This window comes from Nocardioides turkmenicus (assembly GCF_011045035.1).
Taxonomy (GTDB): domain Bacteria; phylum Actinomycetota; class Actinomycetes; order Propionibacteriales; family Nocardioidaceae; genus Nocardioides; species Nocardioides turkmenicus.
This window is the reverse complement of record NZ_JAALAA010000009.1, coordinates 60,526-85,088: the sequence shown is the minus strand read 5'-3', so window position 1 is coordinate 85,088 and position 24,563 is coordinate 60,526. Positions and strand designations below refer to the sequence as shown.

The 24,563-nt window shown below is 69.7% G+C and carries 25 protein-coding genes and 1 tRNA gene; 12 read left to right on the top strand and 14 right to left on the bottom strand.

The window, feature by feature from the left end; genetic code table 11:
* Positions 1 to 104 precede the first annotated feature (104 nt).
* A complete protein-coding gene (locus G5C66_RS12280; RefSeq protein WP_165111254.1) occupies positions 105 to 1,094 on the bottom strand; it encodes a GlxA family transcriptional regulator in 990 nt (329 codons plus the stop codon).
* Between the two features lie 71 nt (positions 1,095 to 1,165).
* Here G5C66_RS12280 and G5C66_RS12275 point away from each other — a divergent pair, with 71 nt between their 5' ends.
* Positions 1,166 to 2,503, top strand: a complete 1,338-nt coding sequence (locus G5C66_RS12275) for an MFS transporter (RefSeq protein ID WP_165111253.1) — start codon at positions 1,166 to 1,168, stop codon at positions 2,501 to 2,503.
* A gap of 68 nt (positions 2,504 to 2,571) precedes the next feature.
* Here the strand turns inward: G5C66_RS12275 and G5C66_RS12270 are convergent, their stop codons facing one another.
* Positions 2,572 to 3,249, bottom strand: a complete 678-nt coding sequence (locus tag G5C66_RS12270; RefSeq protein ID WP_008360778.1) for a response regulator transcription factor — start codon at positions 3,247 to 3,249, stop codon at positions 2,572 to 2,574.
* Entirely contained in the window at positions 3,246 to 4,403 is a 1,158-nt protein-coding gene (locus tag G5C66_RS12265; RefSeq protein WP_165111252.1) for an ATP-binding protein, read from the bottom strand. The genes G5C66_RS12270 and G5C66_RS12265 overlap by 4 nt, the downstream gene beginning before the upstream one ends.
* Positions 4,404 to 4,523: 120 nt before the next feature.
* Here G5C66_RS12265 and phoU point away from each other — a divergent pair, with 120 nt between their 5' ends.
* Positions 4,524 to 5,174, top strand: coding sequence for a phosphate signaling complex protein PhoU (gene phoU / locus G5C66_RS12260; RefSeq protein ID WP_165111251.1), 651 nt, complete (start codon positions 4,524 to 4,526; stop codon positions 5,172 to 5,174).
* Between the two features lie 79 nt (positions 5,175 to 5,253).
* Here the strand turns inward: phoU and G5C66_RS12255 are convergent, their stop codons facing one another.
* From G5C66_RS12255 to G5C66_RS12245, 3 genes are read right to left on the bottom strand one after another with little or no spacing between them, the layout of a single operon-like run.
* Positions 5,254 to 5,994, bottom strand: a complete 741-nt coding sequence (locus G5C66_RS12255; protein WP_165111250.1) for a phosphoglyceromutase — start codon at positions 5,992 to 5,994, stop codon at positions 5,254 to 5,256.
* Positions 5,994 to 6,806, bottom strand: coding sequence for a prolipoprotein diacylglyceryl transferase (locus G5C66_RS12250; RefSeq protein ID WP_165111249.1), 813 nt, complete (start codon positions 6,804 to 6,806; stop codon positions 5,994 to 5,996). Before G5C66_RS12250 ends, G5C66_RS12255 begins: the two co-directional genes overlap by 1 nt.
* A gap of 43 nt (positions 6,807 to 6,849) precedes the next feature.
* The gene (locus G5C66_RS12245; protein ID WP_165111248.1) at positions 6,850 to 7,695 is read right to left on the bottom strand and encodes a UbiA family prenyltransferase; all 846 of its coding nucleotides are present in this window, start codon (positions 7,693 to 7,695) and stop codon (positions 6,850 to 6,852) included.
* A gap of 235 nt (positions 7,696 to 7,930) precedes the next feature.
* Here G5C66_RS12245 and G5C66_RS12240 point away from each other — a divergent pair, with 235 nt between their 5' ends.
* A complete protein-coding gene (locus G5C66_RS12240; RefSeq protein WP_008360791.1) occupies positions 7,931 to 8,416 on the top strand; it encodes a CarD family transcriptional regulator in 486 nt (161 codons plus the stop codon).
* Positions 8,417 to 8,495: 79 nt separating this feature from the next.
* Positions 8,496 to 9,095: a glycosyltransferase family protein gene (locus G5C66_RS12235; protein WP_206444012.1), complete on the top strand. Its 600-nt coding sequence runs from the start codon at positions 8,496 to 8,498 to the stop codon at positions 9,093 to 9,095.
* A 4-nt stretch (positions 9,096 to 9,099) separates the two neighbouring features.
* Here G5C66_RS12235 and G5C66_RS12230 read toward each other — a convergent pair whose 3' ends face one another.
* Entirely contained in the window at positions 9,100 to 9,792 is a 693-nt protein-coding gene (locus G5C66_RS12230; RefSeq protein ID WP_165111246.1) for a 2-C-methyl-D-erythritol 4-phosphate cytidylyltransferase, read from the bottom strand.
* Positions 9,793 to 9,961: 169 nt separating this feature from the next.
* Between G5C66_RS12230 and nirD the strand changes: the two genes are divergently transcribed.
* The 5 genes from nirD to G5C66_RS12205 are packed head-to-tail and all read left to right on the top strand — an operon-like array spanning position 9,962 to position 14,783.
* Positions 9,962 to 10,324 carry a nitrite reductase small subunit NirD gene (nirD, locus tag G5C66_RS12225; protein ID WP_165111245.1) on the top strand — a complete coding sequence of 121 codons (363 nt, stop codon included), beginning with the start codon at positions 9,962 to 9,964 and terminating at the stop codon, positions 10,322 to 10,324.
* 24 nt (positions 10,325 to 10,348) lie between these two features.
* Positions 10,349 to 10,831 (top strand): 2-C-methyl-D-erythritol 2,4-cyclodiphosphate synthase, encoded by a 483-nt coding sequence (gene ispF, locus G5C66_RS12220; RefSeq protein ID WP_165111244.1) that lies wholly within the window; start codon positions 10,349 to 10,351, stop codon positions 10,829 to 10,831.
* Positions 10,832 to 10,861: 30 nt separating this feature from the next.
* A complete protein-coding gene (gene cysS / locus G5C66_RS12215; RefSeq protein ID WP_165111243.1) occupies positions 10,862 to 12,250 on the top strand; it encodes a cysteine--tRNA ligase in 1,389 nt (462 codons plus the stop codon).
* Positions 12,250 to 13,206: a 23S rRNA (guanosine(2251)-2'-O)-methyltransferase RlmB gene (gene rlmB, locus G5C66_RS12210; protein ID WP_165111242.1), complete on the top strand. Its 957-nt coding sequence runs from the start codon at positions 12,250 to 12,252 to the stop codon at positions 13,204 to 13,206. Before cysS ends, rlmB begins: the two co-directional genes overlap by 1 nt.
* Positions 13,207 to 13,256: 50 nt before the next feature.
* Positions 13,257 to 14,783 carry a metallophosphoesterase gene (locus G5C66_RS12205; protein ID WP_165111241.1) on the top strand — a complete coding sequence of 509 codons (1,527 nt, stop codon included), beginning with the start codon at positions 13,257 to 13,259 and terminating at the stop codon, positions 14,781 to 14,783.
* Positions 14,784 to 14,786: 3 nt separating this feature from the next.
* Here G5C66_RS12205 and G5C66_RS12200 read toward each other — a convergent pair whose 3' ends face one another.
* Positions 14,787 to 16,304, bottom strand: coding sequence for an alanine/glycine:cation symporter family protein (locus tag G5C66_RS12200; protein ID WP_206444011.1), 1,518 nt, complete (start codon positions 16,302 to 16,304; stop codon positions 14,787 to 14,789).
* A gap of 186 nt (positions 16,305 to 16,490) precedes the next feature.
* On the opposite strand from G5C66_RS12200, the gene G5C66_RS12195 reads away from it, so the two are divergent.
* Positions 16,491 to 16,566: transfer RNA gene (locus G5C66_RS12195), tRNA-Thr, on the top strand.
* Positions 16,567 to 16,579: 13 nt separating this feature from the next.
* Here G5C66_RS12195 and pdxY read toward each other — a convergent pair.
* Genes pdxY through G5C66_RS12175 form a run of 4 tightly spaced genes read right to left on the bottom strand, consistent with a single transcriptional unit; the run spans position 16,580 to position 19,387 of the window.
* Positions 16,580 to 17,428: a pyridoxal kinase PdxY gene (gene pdxY / locus G5C66_RS12190; RefSeq protein ID WP_165111239.1), complete on the bottom strand. Its 849-nt coding sequence runs from the start codon at positions 17,426 to 17,428 to the stop codon at positions 16,580 to 16,582.
* Positions 17,429 to 17,451: 23 nt separating this feature from the next.
* Complete coding sequence (locus G5C66_RS12185; protein WP_165111238.1) at positions 17,452 to 18,069, bottom strand: rhomboid family intramembrane serine protease; 618 nt, start codon at positions 18,067 to 18,069, stop codon at positions 17,452 to 17,454.
* A 14-nt stretch (positions 18,070 to 18,083) separates the two neighbouring features.
* Entirely contained in the window at positions 18,084 to 18,656 is a 573-nt protein-coding gene (locus G5C66_RS26820; RefSeq protein ID WP_165111237.1) for a hypothetical protein, read from the bottom strand.
* Between the two features lie 41 nt (positions 18,657 to 18,697).
* Positions 18,698 to 19,387, bottom strand: a complete 690-nt coding sequence (locus tag G5C66_RS12175; protein WP_165111236.1) for a uracil-DNA glycosylase — start codon at positions 19,385 to 19,387, stop codon at positions 18,698 to 18,700.
* 54 nt (positions 19,388 to 19,441) lie between these two features.
* On the opposite strand from G5C66_RS12175, the gene G5C66_RS12170 reads away from it, so the two are divergent.
* Both G5C66_RS12170 and G5C66_RS12165 read left to right on the top strand, forming a co-directional pair.
* A complete protein-coding gene (locus tag G5C66_RS12170; protein WP_165111235.1) occupies positions 19,442 to 20,437 on the top strand; it encodes an LLM class F420-dependent oxidoreductase in 996 nt (331 codons plus the stop codon).
* Positions 20,438 to 20,501: 64 nt separating this feature from the next.
* The gene (locus tag G5C66_RS12165; RefSeq protein WP_165111234.1) at positions 20,502 to 22,052 is read left to right on the top strand and encodes an FMN-binding glutamate synthase family protein; all 1,551 of its coding nucleotides are present in this window, start codon (positions 20,502 to 20,504) and stop codon (positions 22,050 to 22,052) included.
* Between the two features lie 3 nt (positions 22,053 to 22,055).
* On the opposite strand, the gene G5C66_RS12160 is transcribed toward G5C66_RS12165, so the two are convergent.
* A complete protein-coding gene (locus tag G5C66_RS12160; protein ID WP_165111233.1) occupies positions 22,056 to 23,078 on the bottom strand; it encodes a Gfo/Idh/MocA family oxidoreductase in 1,023 nt (340 codons plus the stop codon).
* 28 nt (positions 23,079 to 23,106) lie between these two features.
* Positions 23,107 to 24,549, bottom strand: coding sequence for a trehalose-6-phosphate synthase (locus tag G5C66_RS12155; protein ID WP_165111395.1), 1,443 nt, complete (start codon positions 24,547 to 24,549; stop codon positions 23,107 to 23,109).
* Positions 24,550 to 24,563 lie beyond the last annotated feature (14 nt).

Here is a 24,563-nt window from a genome sequence, read left to right as displayed (position 1 = left end):
CCATCTCGCCCCCGCCGAATCTGTAGTTCTGTCGCGCGAGTCGGTAGTTGTGGGCGACGAAAGTCTACTTTCGTCGCCCACAACTACCGACTCGGCCTCGAGGCTCAGGAACCACCGCGGAAGGTGCGGCGGTACGCGGTGGGGGTGATGCCGAGGGCGCCCTGGAAGTGGAGGCGGAGGGACTGAGCAGTGTTGAAGCCGCAGCGGGCGGCCACCTGCTCCATGCTCAGGTCGGTGGTCTCGAGGAGGGTGCGGGCGAGCTCGATGCGCTGGCGCTGCAGCCAACGGCCGGGGGAGTCGCCGGTCTCGTCGCGGAACCGGCGGGTGAAGGTACGCACCGACATCGAGACCTGGGCCGCCATCGCCTCCAGGGTGAGAGGCTGGTCGAGATGGGCGAGGGCCCACGCGGTCGCCGCCGAGATGCCGGCGTCGCCCGGGGCAGGTGCCTGGTGCCGGATGAACTGGGCCTGGCCGCCGTCGCGGTGGGGCGGGACGACCGTCACCCGGGCGACGCGGTTGGCGACCGCGGCGCCGTGGTCGCGGCGTACGACATGCAGGCAGAGGTCCACGCCGGAGGCCACGCCGGCGGAGGTGAGGATGTCGCCGTCGTCGACGAAGAGTACGTCCGGGTCCAGCCTGACCTGCGGAAACAGCGTCCGGAAGTCGTCGGTGTGCGCCCAGTGGGTGGTCGCCGGACGGCCGTCGAGGAGGCCGGCGGCAGCGAGGGCGAAGGCGCCGGTGCAGATCGACATGATCCGGGTGCCGGGCCGGATCATGTCGAGCGCCTCCTTGAGCGGCGCCGTCAGCACACCGTCGGAGACCGTCGGGTAGTCGCGGCCGAACTTCGGGATCACCACGGTGTCGGCCTTCGCGAGCGCCTCGGGCCCGTGCGGCGCGAGGACGACCACGTCGGAGTCCGACTGCACCGGTCCGGGGCCGCCGGTGGTGCAGGTGACGACCTCGTAGAGCAGCCGGTCCTGGCTGTCGCGGGCCTTGCCGAAGATCCGGTGCGGGATGCCGATCTCGAACGGGATGAACCCGTCCTGGATCAGCACCGCGACCCGGTGCGGAGAAGGAACCCGTACGTCACCCATGGCTGGATCTTATCGATAGATGTCAATCAGGCCACTGTCCGTCCGGGCGAGCAACGGGAAGGATGCGTCTCATGACCCTTCGACAGGCTCAGGACACCGCCCAGACGACGACCCCGCCGCCTGCCGGCCGCACCTCCGCCCGCCGACCCCGCATCCACCCCGCCTGGTGGGTGGCCGGCATCGCCTTCGTGACCATCGTCGGAGCCGCCGCGTTCACCGCGGCACCGGGCCTGCTGGTCGGCCCGCTGCACGAGGAGTTCGGCTGGTCGCGCGGCACGATCGGGGCTGGGATCACGCTGCAGCTCGCGCTCTACGGCCTGACCGCCCCGTTCGCGGCCGCCCTGATGGACCGCTTCGGCATCCGGCCGGTGGTGGCCGTCGCGCTCACCATGATCACCCTCGGCTCGCTCGGCACCGTCTGGATGAGCCAGTCGTGGCAGTTCGTCCTCGGCTGGGGCGTCCTCGTCGGCGGCGGCAGCGGCTGCATGGCACTCGCTTTCGGCGCCACGATCACCACCCGCTGGTTCGACAAGCGCCAGGGCCTGGTCAGCGGCCTGCTGACCGCCGGCGGCGCCTCGGGACAGCTGATCTTCCTGCCGGTGCTGGCGATCCTGATCGGGGAGTTCGGCTGGCGGGCCGCCTCGGTGACGATCGCACTGGTCGCCGCCGCGGTGATCCCGTTCGTGCTGCTGCTCCTTCGCGACTACCCGGCCGACGTCGGTCTCGCGCCCTACGGCTCCTCCCAGATCGTGCCGCGTCCCGCGCCCGCGACCGGCGCCGCGCTACGGACCGTGCGGGTGCTCGGGATGGCGATGCGTACGAAGGCGTTCTGGCTCCTCGCCGGTGCCTTCGCGATCTGCGGCATCACCACGAACGGGCTGATCAGGACCCACTTCGTGCCCGCCGCGCACGACCATGGGATGGCCACGGTCGCGGCCGCGTCGCTGCTCGCCGTGATCGGCATCTTCGACGTCGCCGGCACGATCTTCTCCGGCTGGCTCACCGACCGCTTCAACCCGGTCGTGCTGCTCGGCGTCTACTACTCGCTGCGCGGGATCTCGCTGATCTTCCTGCCGATGCTGCTGGCGCCCGAGGTGCACATCCCGATGGTGTTCTTCATCGTCTTCTACGGCCTCGACTGGGTTGCCACCGTGCCGCCCACGCTCGCGCTGTGCCGCGAGGTCTGGCCCGAGGACGCCCCGATCGTCTTCGGCTGGGTCCTCGCCTCCCACCAGGTCGGCGCGGGTCTGGTCGCGTGGGTCGGTGGCGTCGTACGCGACACCACCGGCTCCTACGACCTGGTCTGGTACGCCGCCGGCGCCCTGTGCGCGGCTGCCGCGCTGATGTCGCTGGTGATGCCGCGAGGCGCGTTGGATGCTGACCGAGGTAACTCGGTGGAGGCTCACTGACTTCGTGGAACTCCACGAAGGAAGCGCCCGCTCACCGAGATAACTCGGTCAGCGGGCGCAGGCGCACCTCAGAGGTCGAGCTTGTAGCCCAGCCCCCGCACGGTGACCAGGAACTTCGGCTCGGACGGGTCCGGCTCGAGCTTGGCCCGCAGGCGCTTGACGTGTACGTCGAGGGTCTTGGTGTCGCCGACGTAGTCGGAGCCCCAGACGCGGTCGATGAGCTGGCCGCGGGTCAGGACCCGGCCGGGGTTGCGCAGGAACATCTCGAGGAGCTCGAACTCCTTGAGGGGCAGGCGCTGCTCGTTGCCGTCGACGGTGACGACGTGGCGCTCCACGTCCATCCGGACCGGCCCGGCCTCCAACGTCGCGGGCGCGGCGTCGGGCTCGGTGCCGCGGCGGAGAACGGCGCGGATGCGGGCAACGAGCTCGCGCGGGGAGTAGGGCTTGGTGACGTAGTCGTCGGCACCGAGCTCGAGACCGACGACCTTGTCGACCTCGTCGTCCTTGGCGGTCACCATGATGACCGGGACGGACGAGGTGGCCCGGATCTGCCGGCACACCTCGGTGCCGGAGAGACCGGGAAGCATCAGGTCGAGCAGCACGATGTCTGCCCCGTTGCGGTCGAACTCCTTCAGAGCGTCGGTGCCGTCCTCGGCGACGGCGACCTCGAAGCCCTCCTTGCGGAGCATGTAGGACAGCGCCTCGCTGTAGCTGGCTTCATCTTCGACGACGAGTACCCGGGTCACGGGCGTTCCTCCTTGCTTGTGCCGGACTGCCCGGCAGTTGGTAGGTGCTGGGGCAGCGTGAGGGTGAAGGTGGAACCCTGACCCTCCTGCGACCAGACCTTGACCTCGCCACCATGCGTGGCGGCGACGTGCTTGACGATCGACAGGCCGAGCCCGGTGCCGCCGGTGGAGCGGTGGCGGGCGGGGTCGACCCGGTAGAAGCGCTCGAAGATCCGGTCGATCTCCGTGGACGGGATGCCGATGCCCTGGTCCACGACGGAGATCTCGACCGAGCCGTCGGTCGCGCGCGTGGAGACGGTCACGGTCGAGCCCGGGTCGGAGTAGGCGACCGCGTTGGAGACCAGGTTGGTCACCGCCGTCGAGACCTGCTCCTCGTTGCCGAAGACGTGCAGCCCGGCGGTGCCGGCGCTGACCACGTTGATGCTCTTGGCGTCGGCATCGACGGTCGAGCTGTCGATGGCGGACGCGATGACCTTGTCGACGTCGACCGCGACCGGGGCCTCCAGCGGCTCGTCGCCCTGGAGGCGGGAGAGCTCGATGATCTGCTGGACGAGCTCGGTCAGACGCTCGGACTCGGTGATCATCCGGTTGGAGAAGCGGCGTACGGCCTCGGGGTCGTCGGAGGCCTCGGTGACCGCGTCGGCGAGCACCCGGATCGCGCCGACCGGTGTCTTGAGCTCGTGGCTGACGTTGGCGACGAAGTCGCGGCGTACGGCCTCGACGCGGCGCTCGCGGGTGCGGTCCTCGACCAGGGCGAGGGTGAGGTGGGTGCCGAGCGGGGCGACCCGGGCGGTGACGTGGCGGGAGGCCCCGTTGGCGCGCGAGATCACCAGCTCGGTCTCGCGGATCTGGCCATCACGGCGCACGCCGTGGACGAGGTCGGAGAGCTCGGGGGAGACCAGCGAGGTGCCACGCACCAGCCCCAGGGCGTACGCCGGGGCGCTGGCCTTGAGGACCGTGTCGTCCTCGTCCACGACGACCGCGCTGCTGCGCAGGACCGAGAGGACGGCGGCCACCTCGGAGGGAACCTTCGGTGGCTCCACCTCCGGGATCCGCTGCCGCGAACGCTCGCTCATCGCCCACGCAAGCACCGCCGCTCCGGCGACGACAGCGCCGAGGAGCGCAGCAAGAAAGGCCTGCGTCGTCGAGTCCACACGATCAGGGTAATCCCATCAAACACCCTTTCTTCACCACTGGACGCCTCCGCGCCGAACGTTCACCATCGGTTCACTCGCGATGAAGATCAGTACATGTCGGGTGTCTAGGATCGGGACATGCGTGCTGCTTTCCATGACGACCTCGATGCCATCTTCACCGATCTCACCAATGTCTGTGAGCTGGTATCGGTGGCCGTACGCGACGCCACCATCGCTCTGCTCGAGGCCCGCAACGACCTCGCCGAGCAGGTGATCGACAAGGATGTCGAGATCGACGACGCCCGCGAGCGCATCGAGGAGAACGCCCTCGAGCTGCTCGGTCTGCAGTCCCCGGTGGCCGGCGACCTCCGCGTCGTCGTCGCCGCGTTGCGGATGATCTCCGACCTCGAGCGGATGGGCGACCTCTCCGTCCACATCGCCAAGATCGCCCGGCTGCGTACGCCGAACAAGGCTGTTCCCGAGATCGCCGAGCCGACCATCCAGAGGATGGCGGAGGTGGCCGAGCAGATGGTCGGGCGCACCTGCCAGATCCTCCGTGACCGCGATGTCTCCGCGGCTCAGGACCTGGTCGCCGACGACGACGAGATGGACCAGCTGCGACGCAAGTCGTTCGCCGAGCTGCTGGGCCAGGAGTGGACCGCCGGCGTCGAGCCGGCCGTCGACGTGGCTCTCCTGGGTCGCTACTACGAGCGCATCGCCGACCACGCCGTCACCGTGGCCAACCGGGTCGTCTTCGTGGTGACCGGGGAGACCCCGGCCGACTCCTGAGCCGCCGAGTCGGCTCCTTCTGACGCAAAAACCCGCCGAGTCGGCCCGTCAAGACGAGCCGACTCGGCGGGATTGCTGCTTACTGCTTGCCCTGGTTGGCGACAGCCTCAGCCGCGGCGGCCGCGGCCTCGGGGTCGAGGTAGGTGCCACCGGTGACGACCGGCTTCAGCGACTCGTCGAGCTCGTAGACCAGCGGCTGGGCCGTGGGGATGTTGAGCTTGGCGATGTCGGTGTCGGAGATGTTGTCGAGGTGCTTGACCAGCGCACGCAGGCTGTTGCCGTGGGCGGTGACCAGGACGGTCTTGCCGGCCTGGAGGTCCGGCACGATCGCCGACTCCCAGTAGGGGATCATCCGGGCGACGACGTCCTTGAGGCACTCGGTCGCCGGCACCTCGATGTCGGCGTAGCGAGCGTCGCCGGCCTGGGAGAACTCGGAGTCGGCCTCGATCGGCGGCGGCGGGACGTCGTAGGAACGACGCCACAGCTGGAACTGCTCCTCGCCGAACTTCTTCAGCGTCTCGGACTTGTTCTTGCCCTGCAGCGCGCCGTAGTGGCGCTCGTTGAGACGCCAGTCGCGGCGCACCGGGATCCAGTGACGCTCAGCGGTGTCGAGAGCGATGTTGGCGGTGTTGATCGCACGACGCAGCAGGCTGGTGTGGACCAGGTCGGGAAGGATTCCCGCCTCGGCCAGCAGCCGGCCGCCGTTGACGGCCTCGGCCCGGCCCTTGTCGGTCAGGTCGACGTCGACCCAGCCGGTGGAGAGGTTGAGCGCGTTCCACTCGCTCTCGCCGTGACGCAGAAGGACGAGCTTGTAGGTCATCAGTGAGCTTCCTCGGCGCCGGGGAGGGCGGCCGGCGGGAACTCGCACGAGTAGGGGTCCTCGGAGATGGTGCCCGTGGACTCGCCGTGCGCCTCGGTCTCGCCCTCGGCGGCGGACTCTGTCTCCGTGGCGTGCTCGCCCTCGGTGGCGTGCTCCTCCTCGGTCGCGTGCTCGTCCTCGGTCGCGGTCTCGGCCGGCAGGGTCGAGGCCTCCTCACCGGTGGCAGCAGCACCCTCGGACGCCTGGTCCTCGGCGTTCTTGCCCTTCTTCGCGGGCTTGGTGGCGGCCTCGTCGTCGGCGGCGACGACCTCGGCGTACGGACCGCACTGGGTCACGACCGGGACCGAGATGGTCCGCTCGTCACCGTCGGAGAAGGTGAAGGTCATCGGGATGCTGTCGCCGGGCTTGAAGTCGCCGGTGACCGCGATGCCGCCGGTGGCGGGGTCGGCCAGGTTGATGATGCCCGCGGTGGGCAGCTCGATCGGGGTGAACGACTCGGGCGTGACCGTCTTGCTGGCCTCGGGGCCCGTGGCGATCGAGGTGACCGACGGCAGCGCCTCGCCGGCGACGGCCGGGTTGATCGCCGGGTCGAGCGAGAAGGTGCCGACCAGGACGCCGGAGCCTTCCTGTGCGGTCACGATGCGAGCTGCGTTGATCCGGATGGCACCGTCGAGCGTCGAGCCGCCGTGGGTGATCTCGTTGGGCCGGTCGGTCGCGTAGTCGAAGCTGCTGCAGGCGGTGAGTGCGGGCAGGGCGAGGGCCACGAGGGCGCCCGTCACCGCGAGCCGCTTCTGCATAACCTTGGTCGTCACGCGCGACACTCTAGCCGCCCGATCCCCTGATCTCGGAAAAGGGTCACGCACGCAGTCCGACAGCGCTCGCGACGTACAGCATCCCGCCGACCACGAGCGCGATGTAGACGAGCGTGACGAGGAGGAGCTTCCCGGCGCCGAGCTTCAGCCCGGCCTTGAGCGGCAGGTACGTCCAGCCGTCCTGGTTGTCGGCGACCAGGCCCCATAGCGCGGTCAGGAAGTGCACCCCGACACCGAGCGCCGCGGCGAGCGCGACCATCGCCCAGTGGGGAGGGCCGCCGGCGGACTCGCCGGCCCAGCCGGCGTACGAGATGTATCCGGGGTAGCAGGCGAAGGCGGCCGCCCACAGGACCCAGGAGAAGAGGCCCTTGCGCAGCAGTACGTTGGCGAGCATCCCGATCACCAGGGAACCCAGGTAGAACAGGCCCGCGACGGTGCCCGAGGTGACCGAGAGCGGAATGACCAGGAGTACGCCGCAGCACAGCGCGAACCAGACGCCGCCGGCCTCGAGGCGGCCGTCGGAGATCGGCTTGCCCTCGCGCTCGTGACGACGGTCGACGGCCTGGTCGACGAGGTCGTTGTGCCACCCGAGGACAGCCTGGCCGACGAGCACGGTGACCGCGATCAGCGTGACCTCACGGGTCGTCAGCCCGGCGAGGACCGCGGCGACCGAGAGGCCGATGGCGGTCAGCACCGCCTGACGGGGGTGGGCGGAGCGGACGAGGAGGAACGGGGCCCAGTTGCCGATCCTGTCCATGACGCTCTGGCGGCCCGCCGGGGCGTCAGGAACGGCAGACGCGCTGGGCTGCGTCTCTTGCTGGTCCTGATCCTGGGCAGGCGGCGACACGGTGAAGATGGTCTTGGGGGCGCTCTGCGATGCATTCGCCATGGCGGCAGTATCGGGCACTGCGCCGACACGCGCAGGACAACAGGCTGGCTACGACGAGATTTCGGCCCCGTTTCGAAATCAGCCATGCTGCCACTCTTCACCGGCCTGCGCGCGCGGAACCACACAACTTGTCGATCTGTCAACCCCAGATTAATGCCCTGACCTGCAGAAACGCGGAATCCGAATTCTAAGATCCGTGGTAGACTTATGGTCCTAGGAAGGGGTACCTAAAAATATGACTTTCACCGTCGGCGAGACCGTCGTATACCCGAACCATGGCGCGGCCGTCATCGAAGACATCGAGATGCGCACCATCAAGGGCGAGGAGCGGCAGTATCTGGTCCTCCGCATCATCGCTCAGCAGGACCTCGTAGTGCGTGTTCCGGCCAACAACCTCGAGCTCGTCGGAGTTCGAGACGTCGTAGACAAGGACGGGCTTGATCGAGTCTTCGAGGTGCTTCGTGCGGAGCACGTCGAAGAGCCGACCAACTGGTCGCGTCGTTACAAGGCAAACCTGGAGAAGCTGCACAGCGGCGACGTCATGAAGGTCGCGGAGGTCGTGCGTGACCTGTGGCGTCGTGAGCGTGACCGTGGCCTCTCCGCCGGGGAGAAGCGCATGCTTGCGAAGGCACGCCAGATCCTCGTCTCGGAGCTCGCGCTGTGCGAGCACACCAACGAAGACAAGGCTGAAGTCCTCCTCGACGAGGTGCTGGCCAGCTGACGCTGGTTTCGGTCTGCGTTACAGGCTCCGGGTGATCCCGGGGCCTGTTTCGCGTTCTGGGGTGGCTACGGTGGCTCCCATGGAGGACCCCTACGCCGACTACGACGAGATCGACGAGACCGCCGAGGTTCCGCCGGCACTCGGCGCCGTCGCCGACGACGAGCGCGGCTCGCTGCCGTTCGCGCTGATCCACGGTGAGGCGCTGGTCGCCGCGGCCACCTGGTCCCTCGGTGAGTCCGGGGTGACCCCCGTCGACTTCACCACGTCCTGGGAGGGGATCGTGGCGGCCGAGGAGCCCCTGGTCCTGCACGACTCGCTGTGCCCGATGACCCCGCCGGCCTTCATCGCCCACTGCGTCAGGACCGCGGTCGCCCGCGGGGCGGTCGTCGTCGGCGTACGCCCGGTCACGGACACGGTCAAGAAGCTCACCGCCCAGGACGGAGTGCCGGTGCTCGGCGAGACCGTCGACCGTTCCGGGCTCGTCTCGGTCGCCTCGCCGATCGTCCTCCCGCCCGCCGTGGTCGACTCGCTCGACGCCTGGCCCTCCGGCGACTTCGCCCGGATCGCGGGTGACCTGGCGCGCCGGTTCCCGGTCGTCTCGGTCGAGGCGCCGCCGGTCGGCCGCCGGGTGACGTCGCAGGACGACGTACGTCTGCTCGAGGCGCTGTCGCGCAGCTGACCCGTCAGCCGAGCAGCGCCGAAGCCGCCCGCAGGTCGTCGGCGAAGGTCACCTTGAGGTTCAGCGGCGAGCTGGGCACGGCGACGATGCGTACGTCGGAGGCATAGCGTTCCAGCGTCGCGCCGGTGTCGGTGCCGTCGAAGCCGTCGGCCGCGGCCTGGGCATAGGCCGCGAGGAGCTCGGCGGCCCGGAACGCCTGCGGTGTCTGTACGCCGACGAGAGCACCACCCACCGGCTGGAGGTCGCGCGCCGAGAGGTGGGTGAGCGGCGCGGCCGGGATGGCGCCCCCGTGCTCGCGGGCGACGCCGATGACCGCGGTGTAGAGCTCGGGCGCGGCCAGCGGCCGGGCGGTGTCGTGGATCGCGACCACGTCGACCTCGCCGGCCTCGATGTCGGCGCGGAGCACCCCGAGCGCGGCCTGCTCGGAGGCGTGCCGGGTGGCCCCGCCGGTGACCATCGCGACCTCGCGCTCGCCCAGCAGGGGCTGTGCCACGGCCGCGACCGCCTCCTCGTCGCCGCTGCGTACGACCAGGACGAGGCGGTGGACGTCGGGCACCTCGAGGGCGGTCCGGAGCGAGAGGCCTAGAGCTGAGGAGGCCGGGTCCTCGGACCCGTCGAGCGGGAGCAGCACCTTGTTGGTGGCGGCTCCGACACGGGTGCCGGATCCGGCGGCCAGGAGTACGAGAGCAGCGGGCACCCCTGGAGGCTATCTGTTCGCCGGAGGCGACGGCCGAGCGGCCGGGCGCGGGTGTTTACGCACCCGTAACACAGCGAAACAGGAGCCGACCACGACGCCCCCTAGCGTTCAAATCCACCGAAGGGAGGACCCGACGAATGTCGACGAAGCGGCTCGGGCCGGCGACGTCATGAGTGCAGCGACGCAGCGGGACGACCACCGAGAGTGGCAGCCCGTCTGCCCGGTCGACGCGCTCGAGGTGAAGCGCGGCGCCACGGCACTGGTCCACGGGCAGGCCCTCGCGATCTTCCGGATGCCCGAGGACGTCGTCTACGCGCTCGGCAACCACGACCCGTTCGCGAAGGCGTCGGTGATCGCCAAGGGCATCGTCGGGGTCCGCGACGGGGTGCCGTTCGTGGCCTCGCCCGCGCACCGCCACGGGTTCGACCTGCGTACCGGGCAGTGCCTGGACGACCCGCACGTGTCCATCCCCGCCTACGAGGTGCGGGTCGTCGACGGGATCATCCACGTCGGGCACCGCAAGCTGCTCTGAGCCCTGTCTGGGAGACTGCGGAGCGTGCAGCTTCCTCTGGTCGGCATCGGCACCGACGTACACAGCCTTGCCGACGGTGTCCCGATGCATGTCGCCGGCCTCGCCTTCCCTGACGAGAAGCAGGGTCTCGCCGGGCACTCCGACGGCGACGTGGCCGCCCACGCGTGCTGCGACGCGCTCTTCTCCGCCGCCGGGCTCGGCGACCTCGGATCGAACTTCGGCACCTCCGAGCCCGAGTGGGCCGGGGCCGCTGGAGTGGTGCTGCTGGCCGAGGCCGCACGCCGGGTCCGCGAGGCCGGTTTCGAGATCGGGAACGTCGCGGTCCAGGTGATCGGCAACCGGCCCAAGATCGGTCCGCGGCGCGACGAGGCCAACCAGACGCTGTCCGCGGCTGCCGGTGCGCCGGTCACGGTGACCGCCACGACCTCTGACGGTCTCGGGCTCACCGGGCGAGGTGAAGGTGTCGCCGCCATCGCGACCGCTCTCGTCGTGCGTCGCGAATCCTGAACTCACCGGCTACGTCCCTAGACTTGGGGCATGGCACTCAGGCTCTACGACTCGGCGACCCGTGAAGTACGTGACTTCACCCCCTTGCAGCCCGGCAAGGCGTCGCTCTACGTCTGTGGTCTGACCGTGCAGAGCGAGCCGCACGTGGGGCACGTGCGGAGCGGAGTGAACTTCGACGTGCTGCAGCGCTGGCTGCGCGCGTCCGGCTACGAGACCACGTTCATCCGCAACGTCACCGACATCGACGACAAGATCCTGGCGAAGTCGGCCGACCAGGGACGCCCCTGGTACAACCTGGCCTACGACATGCACCGCGAGCTCGACGCCGCCTACGCCTCGCTCAACGTCGCCCGGCCGACCTACGAGCCACTGGCCACCGGCCACATCCCCGAGATCATCGCGCTGATCGAGGAGCTGATCGCGAAGGGCCACGCCTACGCCGCGGAGGACGGCTCGGCCGACGTGTACTTCGACGTGCGCTCCTGGCCCGCCTACGGCGAGCTGTCGGGGCAGAAGGTCGACGACATGGAGGCCGCCGCCGACGCCGACCCGCGGGGCAAGCGCGACCCGCGCGACTTCGCGCTGTGGAAGGGGCGGAAGGTCTCCGAGCCGGAGACCGCCTCCTGGCCCTCGCCCTGGGGCCTGGGACGTCCCGGGTGGCACATCGAGTGCTCGGCGATGGCCGGCAAATACCTCGGCCCCGCCTTCGACTTCCACGGTGGTGGCCTCGACCTGCGCTTCCCGCACCACGAGAACGAGCAGGCGCAGTCGCGCGCCGCCGGCCGGCCGTTCGCGAGCTACTGGCTCCACAACGCCTGGATCACCACCTCGGGCGAGAAGATGTCGAAGTCGCTGGGCAACTCGCTGGTGATCCCCGAGGTCCTGAAGAAGGTACGCGGCATCGAGCTGCGCTACTACCTGGTCGCGGCCCACTACCGGTCCCACGTCGAGTTCTCCTTCTCCGCCCTGGACGAGGCGGCGTCGGCGTTCCAGCGGATCGAGTCGTTCCTCGAGCGTGCGGGCTCGGCCGAGGCCGGCGAGGTCCCGGACGCGTTCCGCGAGGCGATGGACGACGACCTCGGCACCCCGGGGGCTGTCGCGGTCCTGCACGACACCGTGCGCGAGGGCAACCGCCGGCTCTCCGCCGGGGAGTCCGCGGCCGCCGAGGCGGCCGCCGTCCGCGGGATGCTGGACGTGCTCGGCCTCGACCCCGCCGACCCGGCATGGGGGTCGACGAAGGGCGACGACACGGCGCTGACCGAAGCACTCGACGTACTGGTCCGAGCGGTCCTGGACGAGCGCGCGGAGGCGCGTGCCGCCAAGGACTGGGCCCGGGCAGATTCCCTGCGAGACCGGCTCAAGGACGCCGGGATCGAGATCGAGGACACCCCTGAGGGTCCGAAATGGAGCGTTAACTGATGGCAGGCAACTCCCAGCGTCGCGGCGCGATCGCGAAGGGACGCAAGAAGGGTGCCCAGGTCGGGTCCGGCGGCAACCGCCGCCGCGGGCTCGAGGGCAAGGGCCCGACGCCGAAGGCGAAGGACCGGCCCTACCACAAGGCCCACAAGGCGGCCCAGGTCGCCGAGCAGCGGGCCAACAAGGGTCCGCGCAAGCGGGCCGCCGGTGACGCCGAGTGGATCATCGGACGCAACTCGGTGGTCGAGGCGCTGCGCGAGGACGTACCGGTCAACGGCATCTACGTCGCCGAGGGCGCCGAGCGCGACGGGCGGCTGCGCGAGGCGTTCCTCCTCGCCTCCGAGAAGGGCATCTCGCTGCTCGAGGTGACCAAGGTCGAGCTCGATCGGCTGACCGGTTTCAACGGCCACCAGGGTCTGGCGGCGCGCATCCCCGCCTACGAGTACGCCCACGCCGACGACCTGCTCGACCGCGCCGCCGAGACCGGCGAGAAGCCGCTGATCGTGGCCCTCGACCAGGTCACCGACCCGCGCAACCTCGGCGCCATCGTGCGCTCGGCCGCAGCCTTCGGGGCCCACGGCGTGGTGATCCCGGAGCGGCGCGCGGCCGGCATGACCGCCGCCGCCTGGAAGACCAGCGCCGGCGCCGCGGCCCGGATCCCGGTCGCCCAGACGGTCAACCTGACCCGGCAGCTCAAGGCCTACCAGGACGCCGGCTGCATGGTCGTCGGGCTCGACATGGAGGGCGACATCACGCTGCCCGAGCTGGGCGCTCCCGACGGGCTCGCCGACGGTCCGCTGGTGATCGTCGTCGGTGCCGAGGGTGACGGGCTCTCGCGCCTGGTCCAGGAGACCTGCGACCAGATAGTGTCGATCCCGATGGCCAACTCGGTGGAGTCCCTCAACGCCGGCGTCGCCGCGTCGGTCGTGCTCTACGCCGTCGCGGAGGCGCGCCGCTGACCTCCCGCCGCAGTCTGCTTCGTGGCCTCGCCGTCTGGGCGGGGCTGGGAGTGCTGTGGCTCGTGCTCGCCGTGGCGGTGAGCGCGTGGCTCTTCCTGTCCAGCGAACGCCAGGTGGTCCTGGCCGGTCACGACTCCGTCCTGCGCCCGACGCTGTCGGGGAAGGCGATCATCCACACCGGGCCGGTGCTTCCTGACGTACGTCTGGATGTCGGTGGCCCGGTCGGCGTCGACGTCACTCTCGGCAAGACCGAGCTGAGGTCGATGGACGAGCTCTTCGAGCGCTACGCGGTCCTGGGCTCGGCACCCGACGGGCAGCGTGCCGTCGTGGTGGAGCAGGTCGAGTCGATGCTCGGCGCGGCGGTGCTCCGCGGCGCCGCGGTCTCGTTGGCGATCGTCGCCGGGGGAGTGCTGATGTGGTGGCTGCCCGGCCCCGAACGCCGTGCCGACCTGAGGAGACGTACGGCAGACGCGGTCCGCACCCGGCACGGGCTCACCACCGCGGGCGTCGGTGTGGTCACGGTCGCGGTGCTCGCCGTCGCGATCTGGCAGCCATGGGGCGAGCCCGGAGCGCCCGCGGCCGACAAGGAGGCCGGACCGGTCGCCGGAGACTGGACCCCGCTGGCGGACTTCCTCGGCCCGGAGATCCCCGTGCCCGACGAGCTGAGCGGGGTCGAGGTGCGCGGCGACGCCTACGCGAACCAGACCCGGCGGCTGGTGGCCAGCGCCGTCGACACCTACAACTCCAGCCGCACCTTCTACGAGAAGGTGGTGGAGAAGGTGCCGGACCTGGAGCTGCGGGAGCCGGCGGAGGACGAGACCGTCGCAGCCCTCGTCTCCGACCGCCACGACAACGTCGGCATGGACGCGGTGGTCCGCGCGATCGCCGACGAGGGTGGTGCGACCGGCATCCTCGACGGCGGCGACGACACCTCGACCGGGTCGGACTGGGAGACCTTCTCCCTCGACTCGCTCACCGACGCGAGCGACGGCCTGGACAAGTGGGCGGTCACCGGTAACCACGACCACGGTCCGACGGTCGGAAGCTACCTGGCCAAGAAGGGCTGGACCGTCCTCGACGGCGAGGTCGTCGACGGTCCCGGCGGCTCCACGCTCCTCGGCGTCCCCGACCCGCGCACCAGCGGCCTCGGCAACTGGGTCGACGAGAAGGAGGTCAGCTTCGCCGAGGCCGGTTCGAAGCTGGCCGACATCGCCTGCGACTCGATGGAGGAGGGCAAGCCGGTCGCCACCCTCCTCGTCCACGACCCCTCTCTCGGGCGCGAGACCCTGCGCCGCGGCTGCGCCACCCTCGTCGTCGGAGGCCACCGCCACGTACACCTGGGACCGAGCGCGGTGACCGGCGAGAACGGCAACGTGGGCTGGACCTACACCAACGGCACCACGGGTGGTGCTGCGTACGCCTTCGCGATGGGGAAGATCCGCCGCACCGCCGAGGTCACCCTGATCACCTACGCCGACGGCGAGCCCGTCGGCCTCCAGTCGGTCGAGCTGGAGACCAACGGGGCTCTCACCGCCCACGAGTACGTCCCGCTGGACGCCCCGGCCAGCAGCGAGTGATCCCTAGACCCGCTCGCGCTCCGGCTCGTAGGTCTCCCAGTACGTGGCCCCGGTGATGCCGAGCGCCCGCGGGTCGAAGACCGGGTCGAGGCCCTGCTTCTTCTGTCGCTCGTAGTCCCGCAGCGCCGCGAACGCCGGCTGCTGGAGGACGAGGATCCCGAGGATGTTGATCCACGCCATCAGGCCGACGCCGATGTCACCGAGCGTCCAGGCGTCGCTGGCGGTCGACACGCACCCGTACGCCGAAGCGACCAAGATGACGGCCTGCAGGACCAGCGTGGTGACCCGCCCGATCGAGACGCCGCGCTGCCCGCCGATCCGGACGGTCGCGAAGCGGCCGACGATGAAGCGCAGGTTGGTCTCGGCCATGTAGTAGTAGGCGACCATCGTCGTGAAGCAGAAGAAGGCGAGCGAGATGGCGATGAAGGACGCGCCCACCCCGGGGAACACGGTGTCGAAGGCCGACTGCGTGTAGGCCGGACCGACCTCGGTGCCCGCAGCGAGCACACCACCGTCGGCGATCACGTCGCCGCTCTCGCTGCCGCCCTCGAAGACGCGGTAGGCGCCGGTGGACAGGATCAGGAAACCCGTCGCCGAGCAGACGAACAGGGTGTCGACGTACACGGCGAACGCCTGGACGAGGCCCTGCTTGGCCGGGTGCGAGACCTCAGCGGCCGCTGCGGCGTGCGGGCCGGTGCCCTGGCCGGCCTCGTTGGAGTAGACACCGCGCTTGACGCCCCACATCACGGCCAGGCCGAGTACGGCACCGAACGTTGAGTGGAGACCGAAGGCGCTCGAGACCACGTCGCTGATCACGCCGGGGATCTGGTCCGCGTTCACCACGACGACGACCATGGCGACGAGGACGTACGCGACCGCCATGAACGGCACCACCAGCGTCGCGAAGGAAGCGATGCGCTTGACGCCGCCGACCACGACGAATGCGAAGACGATGACCGTCGCGATCGCGACGACCCAGGCCGGAACACCCCACGCGTTGGTCATGCCGGATGTCATCGAGTTCGCCTGCACACCCGGAAGGAGTACGCCGCACGCGAGCACGGTCACGGCCGCGAAGACGAACCCGTAGACCGTGAAGAACTTGTTGGCACGCGTGTGCGCGAAGGCTCGGCTGAAGTAGTAGGCCGGACCGCCGCGGTACTCACCGGTGAGCGGGTCCCGGGTCTTGTAGACCTGACCGAGCGTGCTCTCCACGAACGAGGTCGAGGCGCCGAGGAACGCCACCGCCCACATCCAGAACATCGCCCCCGGACCGCCGAAGGCGATCGCCGTGGCGACACCCGCGATGTTGCCGGTCCCGACCCGTCCCGCCAGCGACATCGCCAGCGCTTGGAACGAGGAGACCCCGGAGGACGACTTCTCGCCGCGGACGAGGAGCCGGATCATCTCCGGGAAGTGCCGCACCTGGAGGAACCGTGACCGCACGGAGAAGTACACCCCCGCAGCAAGACACAGGTACACGAGCCAGTTGCTCCACACCACGGCGCTGACTGCGCTCAAGAAGTCCGTCATCCTTCTTCCCTTCATCTATCCGTCATTCGGATGAGGGGAACCCTCTCAGATTCTCGTCACTCGCGTGTTTTCGAGGGGTTGCTTCAGGGCTTCGCGGGCAGGGCGACACGCCGGATGCGCGCTCGGGCCGGTGACTGGCTACGATTGTCCCGCCGCTGCGGAGACGTACGGCATGCCGGTGTAGCTCAGTTGGTAGAGCGTTCGCCTTGTAAGCGAAATGTCGCGGGTTCGACTCCTGTCACCGGCTCCATCCACTACGTGCCTCAGCGGAGCTGAGTGACCTCGAAAGTCGTCGGCGGGTCGGCGATGTCGTCCTGGGAGGCGACGAGCTCGAGCTCGCGTCGGCCGGACTTCAGCGTCCGGTCGAGGATGGCGAAGAGGGTGTTCGCGGTGCGGCCGAGGGCGGCCGGGGTGGAGCCGGTCGAGAGCAGGTGGGAGAGGTAGACCGCCGCGGTGACGTCGCCGCCACCGTTGGGGGAGATCGGGAGCAGGGGAGTGGTGACCGACCAGGCGCCCTCGTCGGAGACCGCGACCAGGTCGAGGTGGGTCGGGTCCTTGGTGATCACCGAGGTCACCAGCACGTTCGAGGGGCCGGACTCGCGGACGATGTCGACCGCTGCGAGCACCTCCTGCAGCGTGTCGGTCGACTCGAGGCCGGCGAGGAAGTTGAGCTCGAAGTGGTTGGGCGTGATCACGTCGGCGGCGGGCACGACCTCGTCGCGCATGAACTCCGGGATGCCCTCACGGACGAACATCCCGCGCCCGACGTCGCCCATCACCGGGTCACAGCAGTAGAGGGCCCGCGGGTTGAGCGCCTTCACGCGGCGTACGGAGTCCAGGATGATCGCGCCGACCGCCGGGTCGCCCTGGTAGCCGGACAGCACCGCGGAGACGGTGGAGAGCCCGTCGCGCTCGGAGATCCCCTCGATGACCTCGGCCACCTGGTCGGCAGCCACGACCGGACCGCGCCACTCGCCGTAGCCGGTGTGGTTGGAGAAGTTGACCGTGAGGACCGGCCAGACCTCGTGACCGAGGCGCTGGATCGGGAAGACGGCCGCCGAGTTGCCGACGTAGCCGAACGCCACGTGCGACTGGATGGAGAGGATCTGCATGGGCCCAGTCTCCAACAGTCGGCTCAGGCGGCCTTCTTCTGGGCCTTGTTCGGCGCCTGCTTCTTGGGCGGGTCGTTGAGCAGCCAGGCCGCCAGCGCGCCACCGATGGCGCCGAAGAGGTGGCCCTGCCAGGAGACGCCGGTCTGCCCGGGGAGTACGCCGAGGAGGAGCCCGCCGTAGGCGAGGAACGCGAGGATGCCGATGACGATCTGCACCGCGCTGTGGCTGAACAGCCCGCGCATGATGACGTAGACCAGCCAGCCGAAGATCAGCATCGAGGTGCCGGCGGTGATGCTGCCCGGGGGCGACATCAGCCAGACGCCGACGCCCCCGACCACCCAGATGATGAGGGTGGCGACGATCCCGCGACCGATGCCCGAGGCGAGCACCAGGAAGCCGAGGACGAGCGCGGGCAGGGTGTTGCCGTAGAGGTGGGCCCAGCCGAAGTGGAGCACCGGGGCGAACACGATGCCGAGCAGGCCGGCGTCGGTGCGCGGCTGGATTCCGAGCGTGTCGAGCTGGTGGCCGCTGATGTAGTCGGTGGCCTCGAGCACCCACAGCAGGGCGACGAAGCAGAGCGACCAGATGCCGGCCCGAAGCCAGTTGGCGCGCTGGGGCCGCGTGGGGGAGTCCTGGCTCACGATCGAAATCCTACCTACCGGTCCACAGCGGCGAGCCGCTGCTCGAGGCTCTCGTAGAGGTGGGGGACGGCGGCCGGGTAGGGCCCGGTCTCGTAGAGCACGGTCGCCAGGGCGCGGGCCGGCTCCCCGGTGTGGTCCTCGGCCCAGGTGCCACCGCCGTCGGTGATCCGCCCGCCGTCGAGCGGGAGCACCGCCTCGGGTGCGAGCGCGACCCAACGCCCGTCGTCACCGCGGTCGTCACCGCCGCCGTCTAGCCAGGCGACCGGAACGGCGTACGACTCGCCGTCGGTCATTTCGGCCTCGACCGCGATCCGGCGGCCGATCGGATGGGCTCCCTGCCGGCTCCACAGGACGGTCGTGACCTCGAGCCGGTCCTCCTCCCCGGCTGTGCCGAGGACCAGATGGTCGGCGAAGGTCGACCAGTCGCGTACGTCGGTCGCGGGGTATTCCGGAGGGCCGGTCCGCTCGAGCAGGACCCGGACGCCGACGAGCGCCCCCCAGACGGCCAGCAGGACGACGACGATGGTGCCGGCGATCTTGAGCGGACGCGGCACGGAGAGTGTCGGTTCGGTCGTGTTCTCGCCCACGTGACCCCCGTTCACCGCGCCGATGGACCGCTGCCCAGATCCTAGTCGGGAAGCGACCAGTCGATCGGGGAACCGCCTTGTTCGACCAAGAGGGCGTTGGCGCGGGAGAACGGCCGGGAGCCGAAGAAGCCGCGGCGCGCGGAGAGCGGCGAGGGGTGCACGGACTTGATCGCGGGGACACCGTTGAGCCGGGGCTCGAGGTTCTGCGCGTGCCGGCCCCACAGGATCGCGACCAGCGGCCCGCCGCGGCGGCCGAGGACGTCGATCGCCCGTCCGGTGACCTCCTCCCAGCCCTTCTTCGAGTGTGAGGCGGGAGCACCGGGGCGCACCGTCAGCGAGGTGTTGAGCAGCATCACCCCGCGGTCGGCCCAGGCCGACAGGTCGCCGTGCTCGGGCATCTTCAGATCGAGGTCGGTGGCCAGCTCCGCGTAGATGTTCCGCAGCGACGCGGGCAGGGGACGTACGTCCTTCTCGACCGCGAAGCTGAGCCCGATCGGGTGCCCGATGGTCGGGTAGGGGTCCTGGCCGACGATCAGGACGCGTACGTCGCGCAGCGGGCGCCGGAAGGCGTTGAAGATCCGGTCGCCGTCGGGGAGGTAGGGGCGCCTGGCGGCCAGCTCCTCGCGCAGGAAGCGGCCCATCTGCTCGATCTGCGGCTCGGCCGGCGCCAGCGCCTCGGCCCAGTCGGCAGCCATCAGGCCCTTGTCCACGAGTCCTGCCAGTGCGCTCATGGTCCCTCAACATATCGTTCGCCACGGTCAGGGACGCTGGATAGGTTGTCGTGTATGAAGTTCGGACTCTTCATCCCGCAGGGATGGCGCTTTGACCTCGCCGGAATCGACCCGGCCGACCACTGGACCACGATGAAGGACCTGGCGCTCCACGCGGATTCGGGGAACGCGTGGGAGTCGGTCTGGGTCTACGACCACTTCCACACCACCCCGGTCCCGTCCGAGGAGGCCACCCACGAGGCCTGGAGCCTGATGGCCGGCCTGGGCGCGGTGACGTCCCGGGTGCGCCTCGGCCAGATGTGCTCGTGCATGTCCTACCGCAACCCCGCCTACCTGGCGAAGGTGGCCGCGACGGCCGACCACATCAGCGGCGGCCGGATCGAGATGGGCATCGGCGCGGGCTGGTACGAGCACGAGTGGCGGGCCTACGGCTACGGCTTCCCCGAGGCGCGTGACCGGCTCGGCATGCTCCGTGAGGGCGTCCAGATCTTCCAGCAGGCCTGGACCAAGGGGGTCTCGTCGCTGGACGGGAAGTACTACCAGGTCGACGGCGCCATCTGTCAGCCGCTGCCGATCCAGAAGGGCCGCTCCGGCATCCCGCTGTGGATCGCCGGCGGCGGCGAGAAGGTGACCCTGAAGATCGCCGCGCAGTACGCCGACTACACCAACTACTTCGGCGACGTCGACGAGTTCACGCGCAAGTCCGAGATCCTGCGCGGCCACTGCGAGACCGTCGGGCGTGACTTCGGCGAGATCACCCGGTCGGCCAACTTCAACGTCTTCATCGGGGAGACCGACGCCGAGGTCGAGGCCAAGCTCACCGACCACATCACGCGGATGACGCCTCACCTCGGAAAGGAGGGCGTCGAGAAGCAGGCCGCAGACCTCCGCAACGGCCCGCTCGTCGGCACCCCTGCCCAGGTCGTGGAGAACCTGAAGGCGTTCGAGGCGGTCGGGATGACGTACGCCATCACCTACTTCTCCGACGCCGCCTACGACCGCTCCTCGATCGAGCTCTTCGAGTCGCAGGTCATTCCCGAGTTCGCCTGAACGACGCCTGCCGACACCGCCACGGACGTTTACAACGCCGTGGCGGGCCGGTAGGAAGACGTACATGAAGATGACGACCCTCCTCGGGGGCGCGGCGGTCGCTGCCGGCGTGGTCGCCGCGCGCGACCTGACCCAGCGCAAGCACGCGATCCTGCGGAACTTCCCGGTGATCGGGCACGCGCGCTACCTGATGGAGAAGATCGGGCCGGAGCTGCGGCAGTACATCGTCACCGGAAACGACGAGGAGCGGCCGTTCAGCCGCGACCAGCGGCGTTGGGTGTACGCCTCGGCCAAGGAGGAGAACAACTACTTCGGCTTCGGCACCGACAACGACATCGAGCACACCCAGGGCCACATCCACATCAAGCACCGTACGTTCGCCGACAGTCTCCCCGACGACCACGACCCAGCCGCCAAGCTGCCGTCGGCGAAGGTGCTCGGGGGCCCGCGCGGGCGGGCGAAGGCGTTCCGTCCGGAGTCGGTCGTCAACGTCTCCGCGATGTCGTTCGGGTCGCTGTCCGGGCCGGCGATCACGGCGCTCAACCAGGGCGCGTTCAAGGCCGGCGCGATGCACAACACCGGCGAGGGCGGCATCTCGTCCTACCACCTCGAGGGTGGCGCCGACCTGGTGATGCAGATCGGCACGGCGTACTTCGGCTGCCGGAACGCCGACGGCAGCTTCTCGCTCGAGCGGCTGAAGGAGCGGGTGGCCACCGCCCCGGTCAAGGCGATCGAGATCAAGCTCTCCCAGGGCGCCAAGCCGGGCCTCGGCGGTCTGCTGCCCGCAGCCAAGGTGACCCCGGAGATCGCCGAGATCCGCGGCATCGAGGTCGGCAAGGACTGTGCCTCGCCGTCTCGGCACTCCGCCTTCACCGACGTCGACTCGATGCTCGACTTCGTCGAGATGATCGCCGCCGAGACCGGGCTGCCGGTCGGCATCAAGTCGGCGGTCGGGCAGATGGGGTTCTGGCAGGAGCTCGCCGGCAAGATGCGGTCGGGGGAGCGGGGCGTCGACTTCATCACCATCGACGGCGCCGAGGGCGGCACCGGCGCCGCGCCGCTGATCTTCTCCGACGCGGTCGCGATGCCCTACCGGATCGGCTTCTCGCGGGTCTACGGCACCTTCGCCGAGCTCGGCCTGACCGACTCGGTCACCTTCATCGGGTCGGCCAAGCTCGGTCTGCCGGAGAACGCCGCGGTCGCCTTCGCGCTCGGCGCCGACATGATCAACGTCGGCCGCGAGGCGATGATGTCGATCGGCTGCATCCAGGCGCAGAAGTGCCACGAGGACACCTGCCCGACGGGCGTCGCGACCCAGAGCAAGTGGCTCGCCGGCGGCCTCGACCCGCAGGACAAGGGCGAGCGCTGCGCCAACTACCTCCGTACCCTGCGCCGCGAGCTGACCAAGGTGTCCGCCGCCGTCGGCGTCGCCCACCCCGGCCTGATCACGCCCCACGACATCGAGGTCATGAACGGCGACTACGAGTCACGCACCCTCGCCGGCGTCTACGGCTACAAGGACCCCTGGGGTGCCCTGGGAGCCGACATCACCCGCGAGCTGCTCGACGTCGTGCACCCCCACCGCACCTTCAACGAGAAGCCGACGACCGCCTGAGCCTCAGGACTCGCCGGCGAAGCGGGCGCCGATGGACTCGCGGATCATGTCCATCTGGCGCATCAGGCTGAGCGTCTGGCTGTGGGGGACCAGCGGGGACTCCAGCAGCCCGTCGCGCAGGCACCGCTGCACCTCCACGATCTCGTTGCCGTACGCAGCGCCGATGACGGGCTCGTCGCCGACGATCTCGACGGGCTCGCTCCCGTCGGCGGGCTTGAAGACCGCCGAGGACGGGTGGTGGAAGTCGGTCAGCTCGATGCGGCCCTGGTCGGTGGCGATCGCGGCCGCGCGGGAGGAGTAGGAGGTGACCGAGCAGACCATCGTGGAGAGCTCGTTGCCGGCGTACTTCCCGGTCATCACCAGGTCGAGGTCGAAGGTGCCGCCGTCGGCGCCCGTGCCGATGTTGGCCTGAGCGGTCAGCGAGCGGGCCTCACCGGAGAGCAGGTGGGCGAAGGTGAGCGGGTAGATGCCCATGTCGAGCAGCGCGCTCGCGCCGAGGGCGGGGTCGAGGAGGCGCTGGTGCTTCTCCGGGTCGGCGACGAAGCCTAGCTCGGCGTGTACGTGGCGGGGGACCCCGAAGCGGCCCGACTTCACGTCGGCGACGAGGCGCCGGATGATCGGGTTGGTCGCCATCCACATGGCCTCCATGAGGAACAGCTTCTTGGAGGTGGCCAGGTCGACCATGGTCTGCGAGTCGGGGGCGTTGAGCGTCAGCGCCTTCTCGCACAGCACGTGCTTGCCGGCCTCGAGCACGAGGGTCGCGTGCTCGAGGTGGTGGGAGTGGGGGGAGGCGATGTAGACGACGTCGACCTCGGGGTCGGCGGCCAGCTCCTCATAGGAGCCGTGCGCGCGGACCGGGCCTTCGGCGGCGTACACCTTCGCGAACGTCTCTGCGGACTCCTTGCTCCGCGAGCCCACCGCGACGAGCTGCCCGTCGGGGACGAGCATCAGATCGGTGGCAAGGGAGTGGGCGATCCGGCCGGTGCCGAGAATTCCCCACCTGATCGGGTCAGAGTTGGTGGTCACGCGTCGACTCTAGCCACCTGGGTGACCCCTAGTGGCTGTTGGGCGGAAGCACGCTCTTCTTGTGCTTGCCGGGGACGGCCGCGAGCTCCTCGAGGAACGTGTCGGCCCAGTGGCGTACGTCCCTGGTCGCGACCTGCTTGCGCATCGCCTTCATCCGGCGGGTGCGCTCCTTCGGCTCGGCCTCGTAGGCCTCCAGCAGCGCCGCCTTCATGCCGTTGATGTCGTAGGGGTTGACCAGCCAGGCCTGGCGCAGTTCCTCGGCGGCGCCGGCGAACTCGGAGAGCACCAGGGCTCCGTCGTCCTCGTAGCGGCAGGCGACGTACTCCTTCGCGACGAGGTTCATGCCGTCGCGGTAGGGGGTCACGACCATGATGTCGGCGGCACGGTAGAGCGCGGCCATCTCGGCGCGGGGGAGGCTCGTGTGGAGGTAGGAGATCGCCGGGCGGCCGATGCGGCCCAGGTCGCCGTTGAGCCTGCCGACGAGGCGGTCGATGTCGTCGCGGAGCTTGCGGTACTGCTCGACCCGCTCGCGGGACGGCACCGCGACCTGGACGAAGATCACGTCCTCCACGTCGAGCTTGGTGTCGCGCAGCAGCTCGCCGAAGGCGCGCAGCCTGGCGTAGATGCCCTTGGTGTAGTCGAGCCGGTCGACGCCGAGCATGATCTTCTTCGGGTCGCCGAGCTGCTGGCGAATCTCCTTGGCGCGCTGGTTGATGCTCTCGTCGTGGGCCATCTCGTCGAAGCCGACGAAGTCGATCGAGATCGGGAACGCGGCCGCGTGCACGGTGCGTCCGTCGGGGAGATAGACCAGGTCACGGTGGGTCTTGTGGCCGACGCGCTGGCGCACCAGACGTACGAAGTTCTGGGCCGCCTGGGGAAGCTGGAAGCCGACCAGGTCGGCGCCGAGCAGGCCTTCCAGCAGCTGTCGTCGCCACGGGACCTGCTGGAAGAGCTCGGCCGGCGGGAACGGGATGTGCAGGTAGAAGCCGATGCGCAGGTCGGGGCGGAGCTCGCGCAGCATCTGCGGGACCAGCTGGAGCTGGTAGTCCTGGACCCAGACGGTGGCGCCCTTGGCGGCCACCTCGGCGCACTTCTCGGCGAATCTCTTGTTGACGCGCTGGTAGCCGTCCCACCACTCGCGGTGGAACTCAGGCTTGGCCACGACGTCGTGGTAGAGCGGCCACAGGGTGCCGTTGGAGAAGCCTTCGTAGTGCTCCTCGATGTCCTGGGCACTCATGGTCATCGGCAGCAGATGGAGCCCGTCGTCCTCGAACGGCTCGAGGTCCTCGTCGGTGCCGCCCGGCCAGCCGATCCAGACGCCGTCGTTGGCCCGCAGGACCGGTTCGAGGGCGCTGACCAGGCCTCCTGGAGAGCGTCGCCACGCCTTCGTGCCGTCCGGCATCTCCACGCGGTCGACGGGGAGCCGATTGGCCACGATTACCAGGTCAGCCTGCACATCCCCGACTCTAATGGACCGGGGCCAAG

Coding starts and splice junctions, on each gene's coding strand:
- G5C66_RS12275 (WP_165111253.1), top strand. CDS start 1,166: ATGACCCTTCGACAGGCTCAGGACACCGCCCAGACGACGACCCCGCCG.
- rlmB (WP_165111242.1), top strand. CDS start 12,250: ATGGCAGGCAACTCCCAGCGTCGCGGCGCGATCGCGAAGGGACGCAAG.
- G5C66_RS12235 (WP_206444012.1), top strand. CDS start 8,496: ATGGAGGACCCCTACGCCGACTACGACGAGATCGACGAGACCGCCGAG.
- G5C66_RS12170 (WP_165111235.1), top strand. CDS start 19,442: ATGAAGTTCGGACTCTTCATCCCGCAGGGATGGCGCTTTGACCTCGCC.
- cysS (WP_165111243.1), top strand. CDS start 10,862: ATGGCACTCAGGCTCTACGACTCGGCGACCCGTGAAGTACGTGACTTC.
- G5C66_RS12165 (WP_165111234.1), top strand. CDS start 20,502: ATGAAGATGACGACCCTCCTCGGGGGCGCGGCGGTCGCTGCCGGCGTG.
- phoU (WP_165111251.1), top strand. CDS start 4,524: ATGCGTGCTGCTTTCCATGACGACCTCGATGCCATCTTCACCGATCTC.
- nirD (WP_165111245.1), top strand. CDS start 9,962: ATGAGTGCAGCGACGCAGCGGGACGACCACCGAGAGTGGCAGCCCGTC.
- G5C66_RS12280 (WP_165111254.1), bottom strand. CDS start 1,094: ATGGGTGACGTACGGGTTCCTTCTCCGCACCGGGTCGCGGTGCTGATC.
- G5C66_RS12240 (WP_008360791.1), top strand. CDS start 7,931: ATGACTTTCACCGTCGGCGAGACCGTCGTATACCCGAACCATGGCGCG.
- G5C66_RS12245 (WP_165111248.1), bottom strand. CDS start 7,695: ATGGCGAATGCATCGCAGAGCGCCCCCAAGACCATCTTCACCGTGTCG.
- G5C66_RS12255 (WP_165111250.1), bottom strand. CDS start 5,994: ATGACCTACAAGCTCGTCCTTCTGCGTCACGGCGAGAGCGAGTGGAAC.
- G5C66_RS12175 (WP_165111236.1), bottom strand. CDS start 19,387: ATGAGCGCACTGGCAGGACTCGTGGACAAGGGCCTGATGGCTGCCGAC.
- pdxY (WP_165111239.1), bottom strand. CDS start 17,428: ATGCAGATCCTCTCCATCCAGTCGCACGTGGCGTTCGGCTACGTCGGC.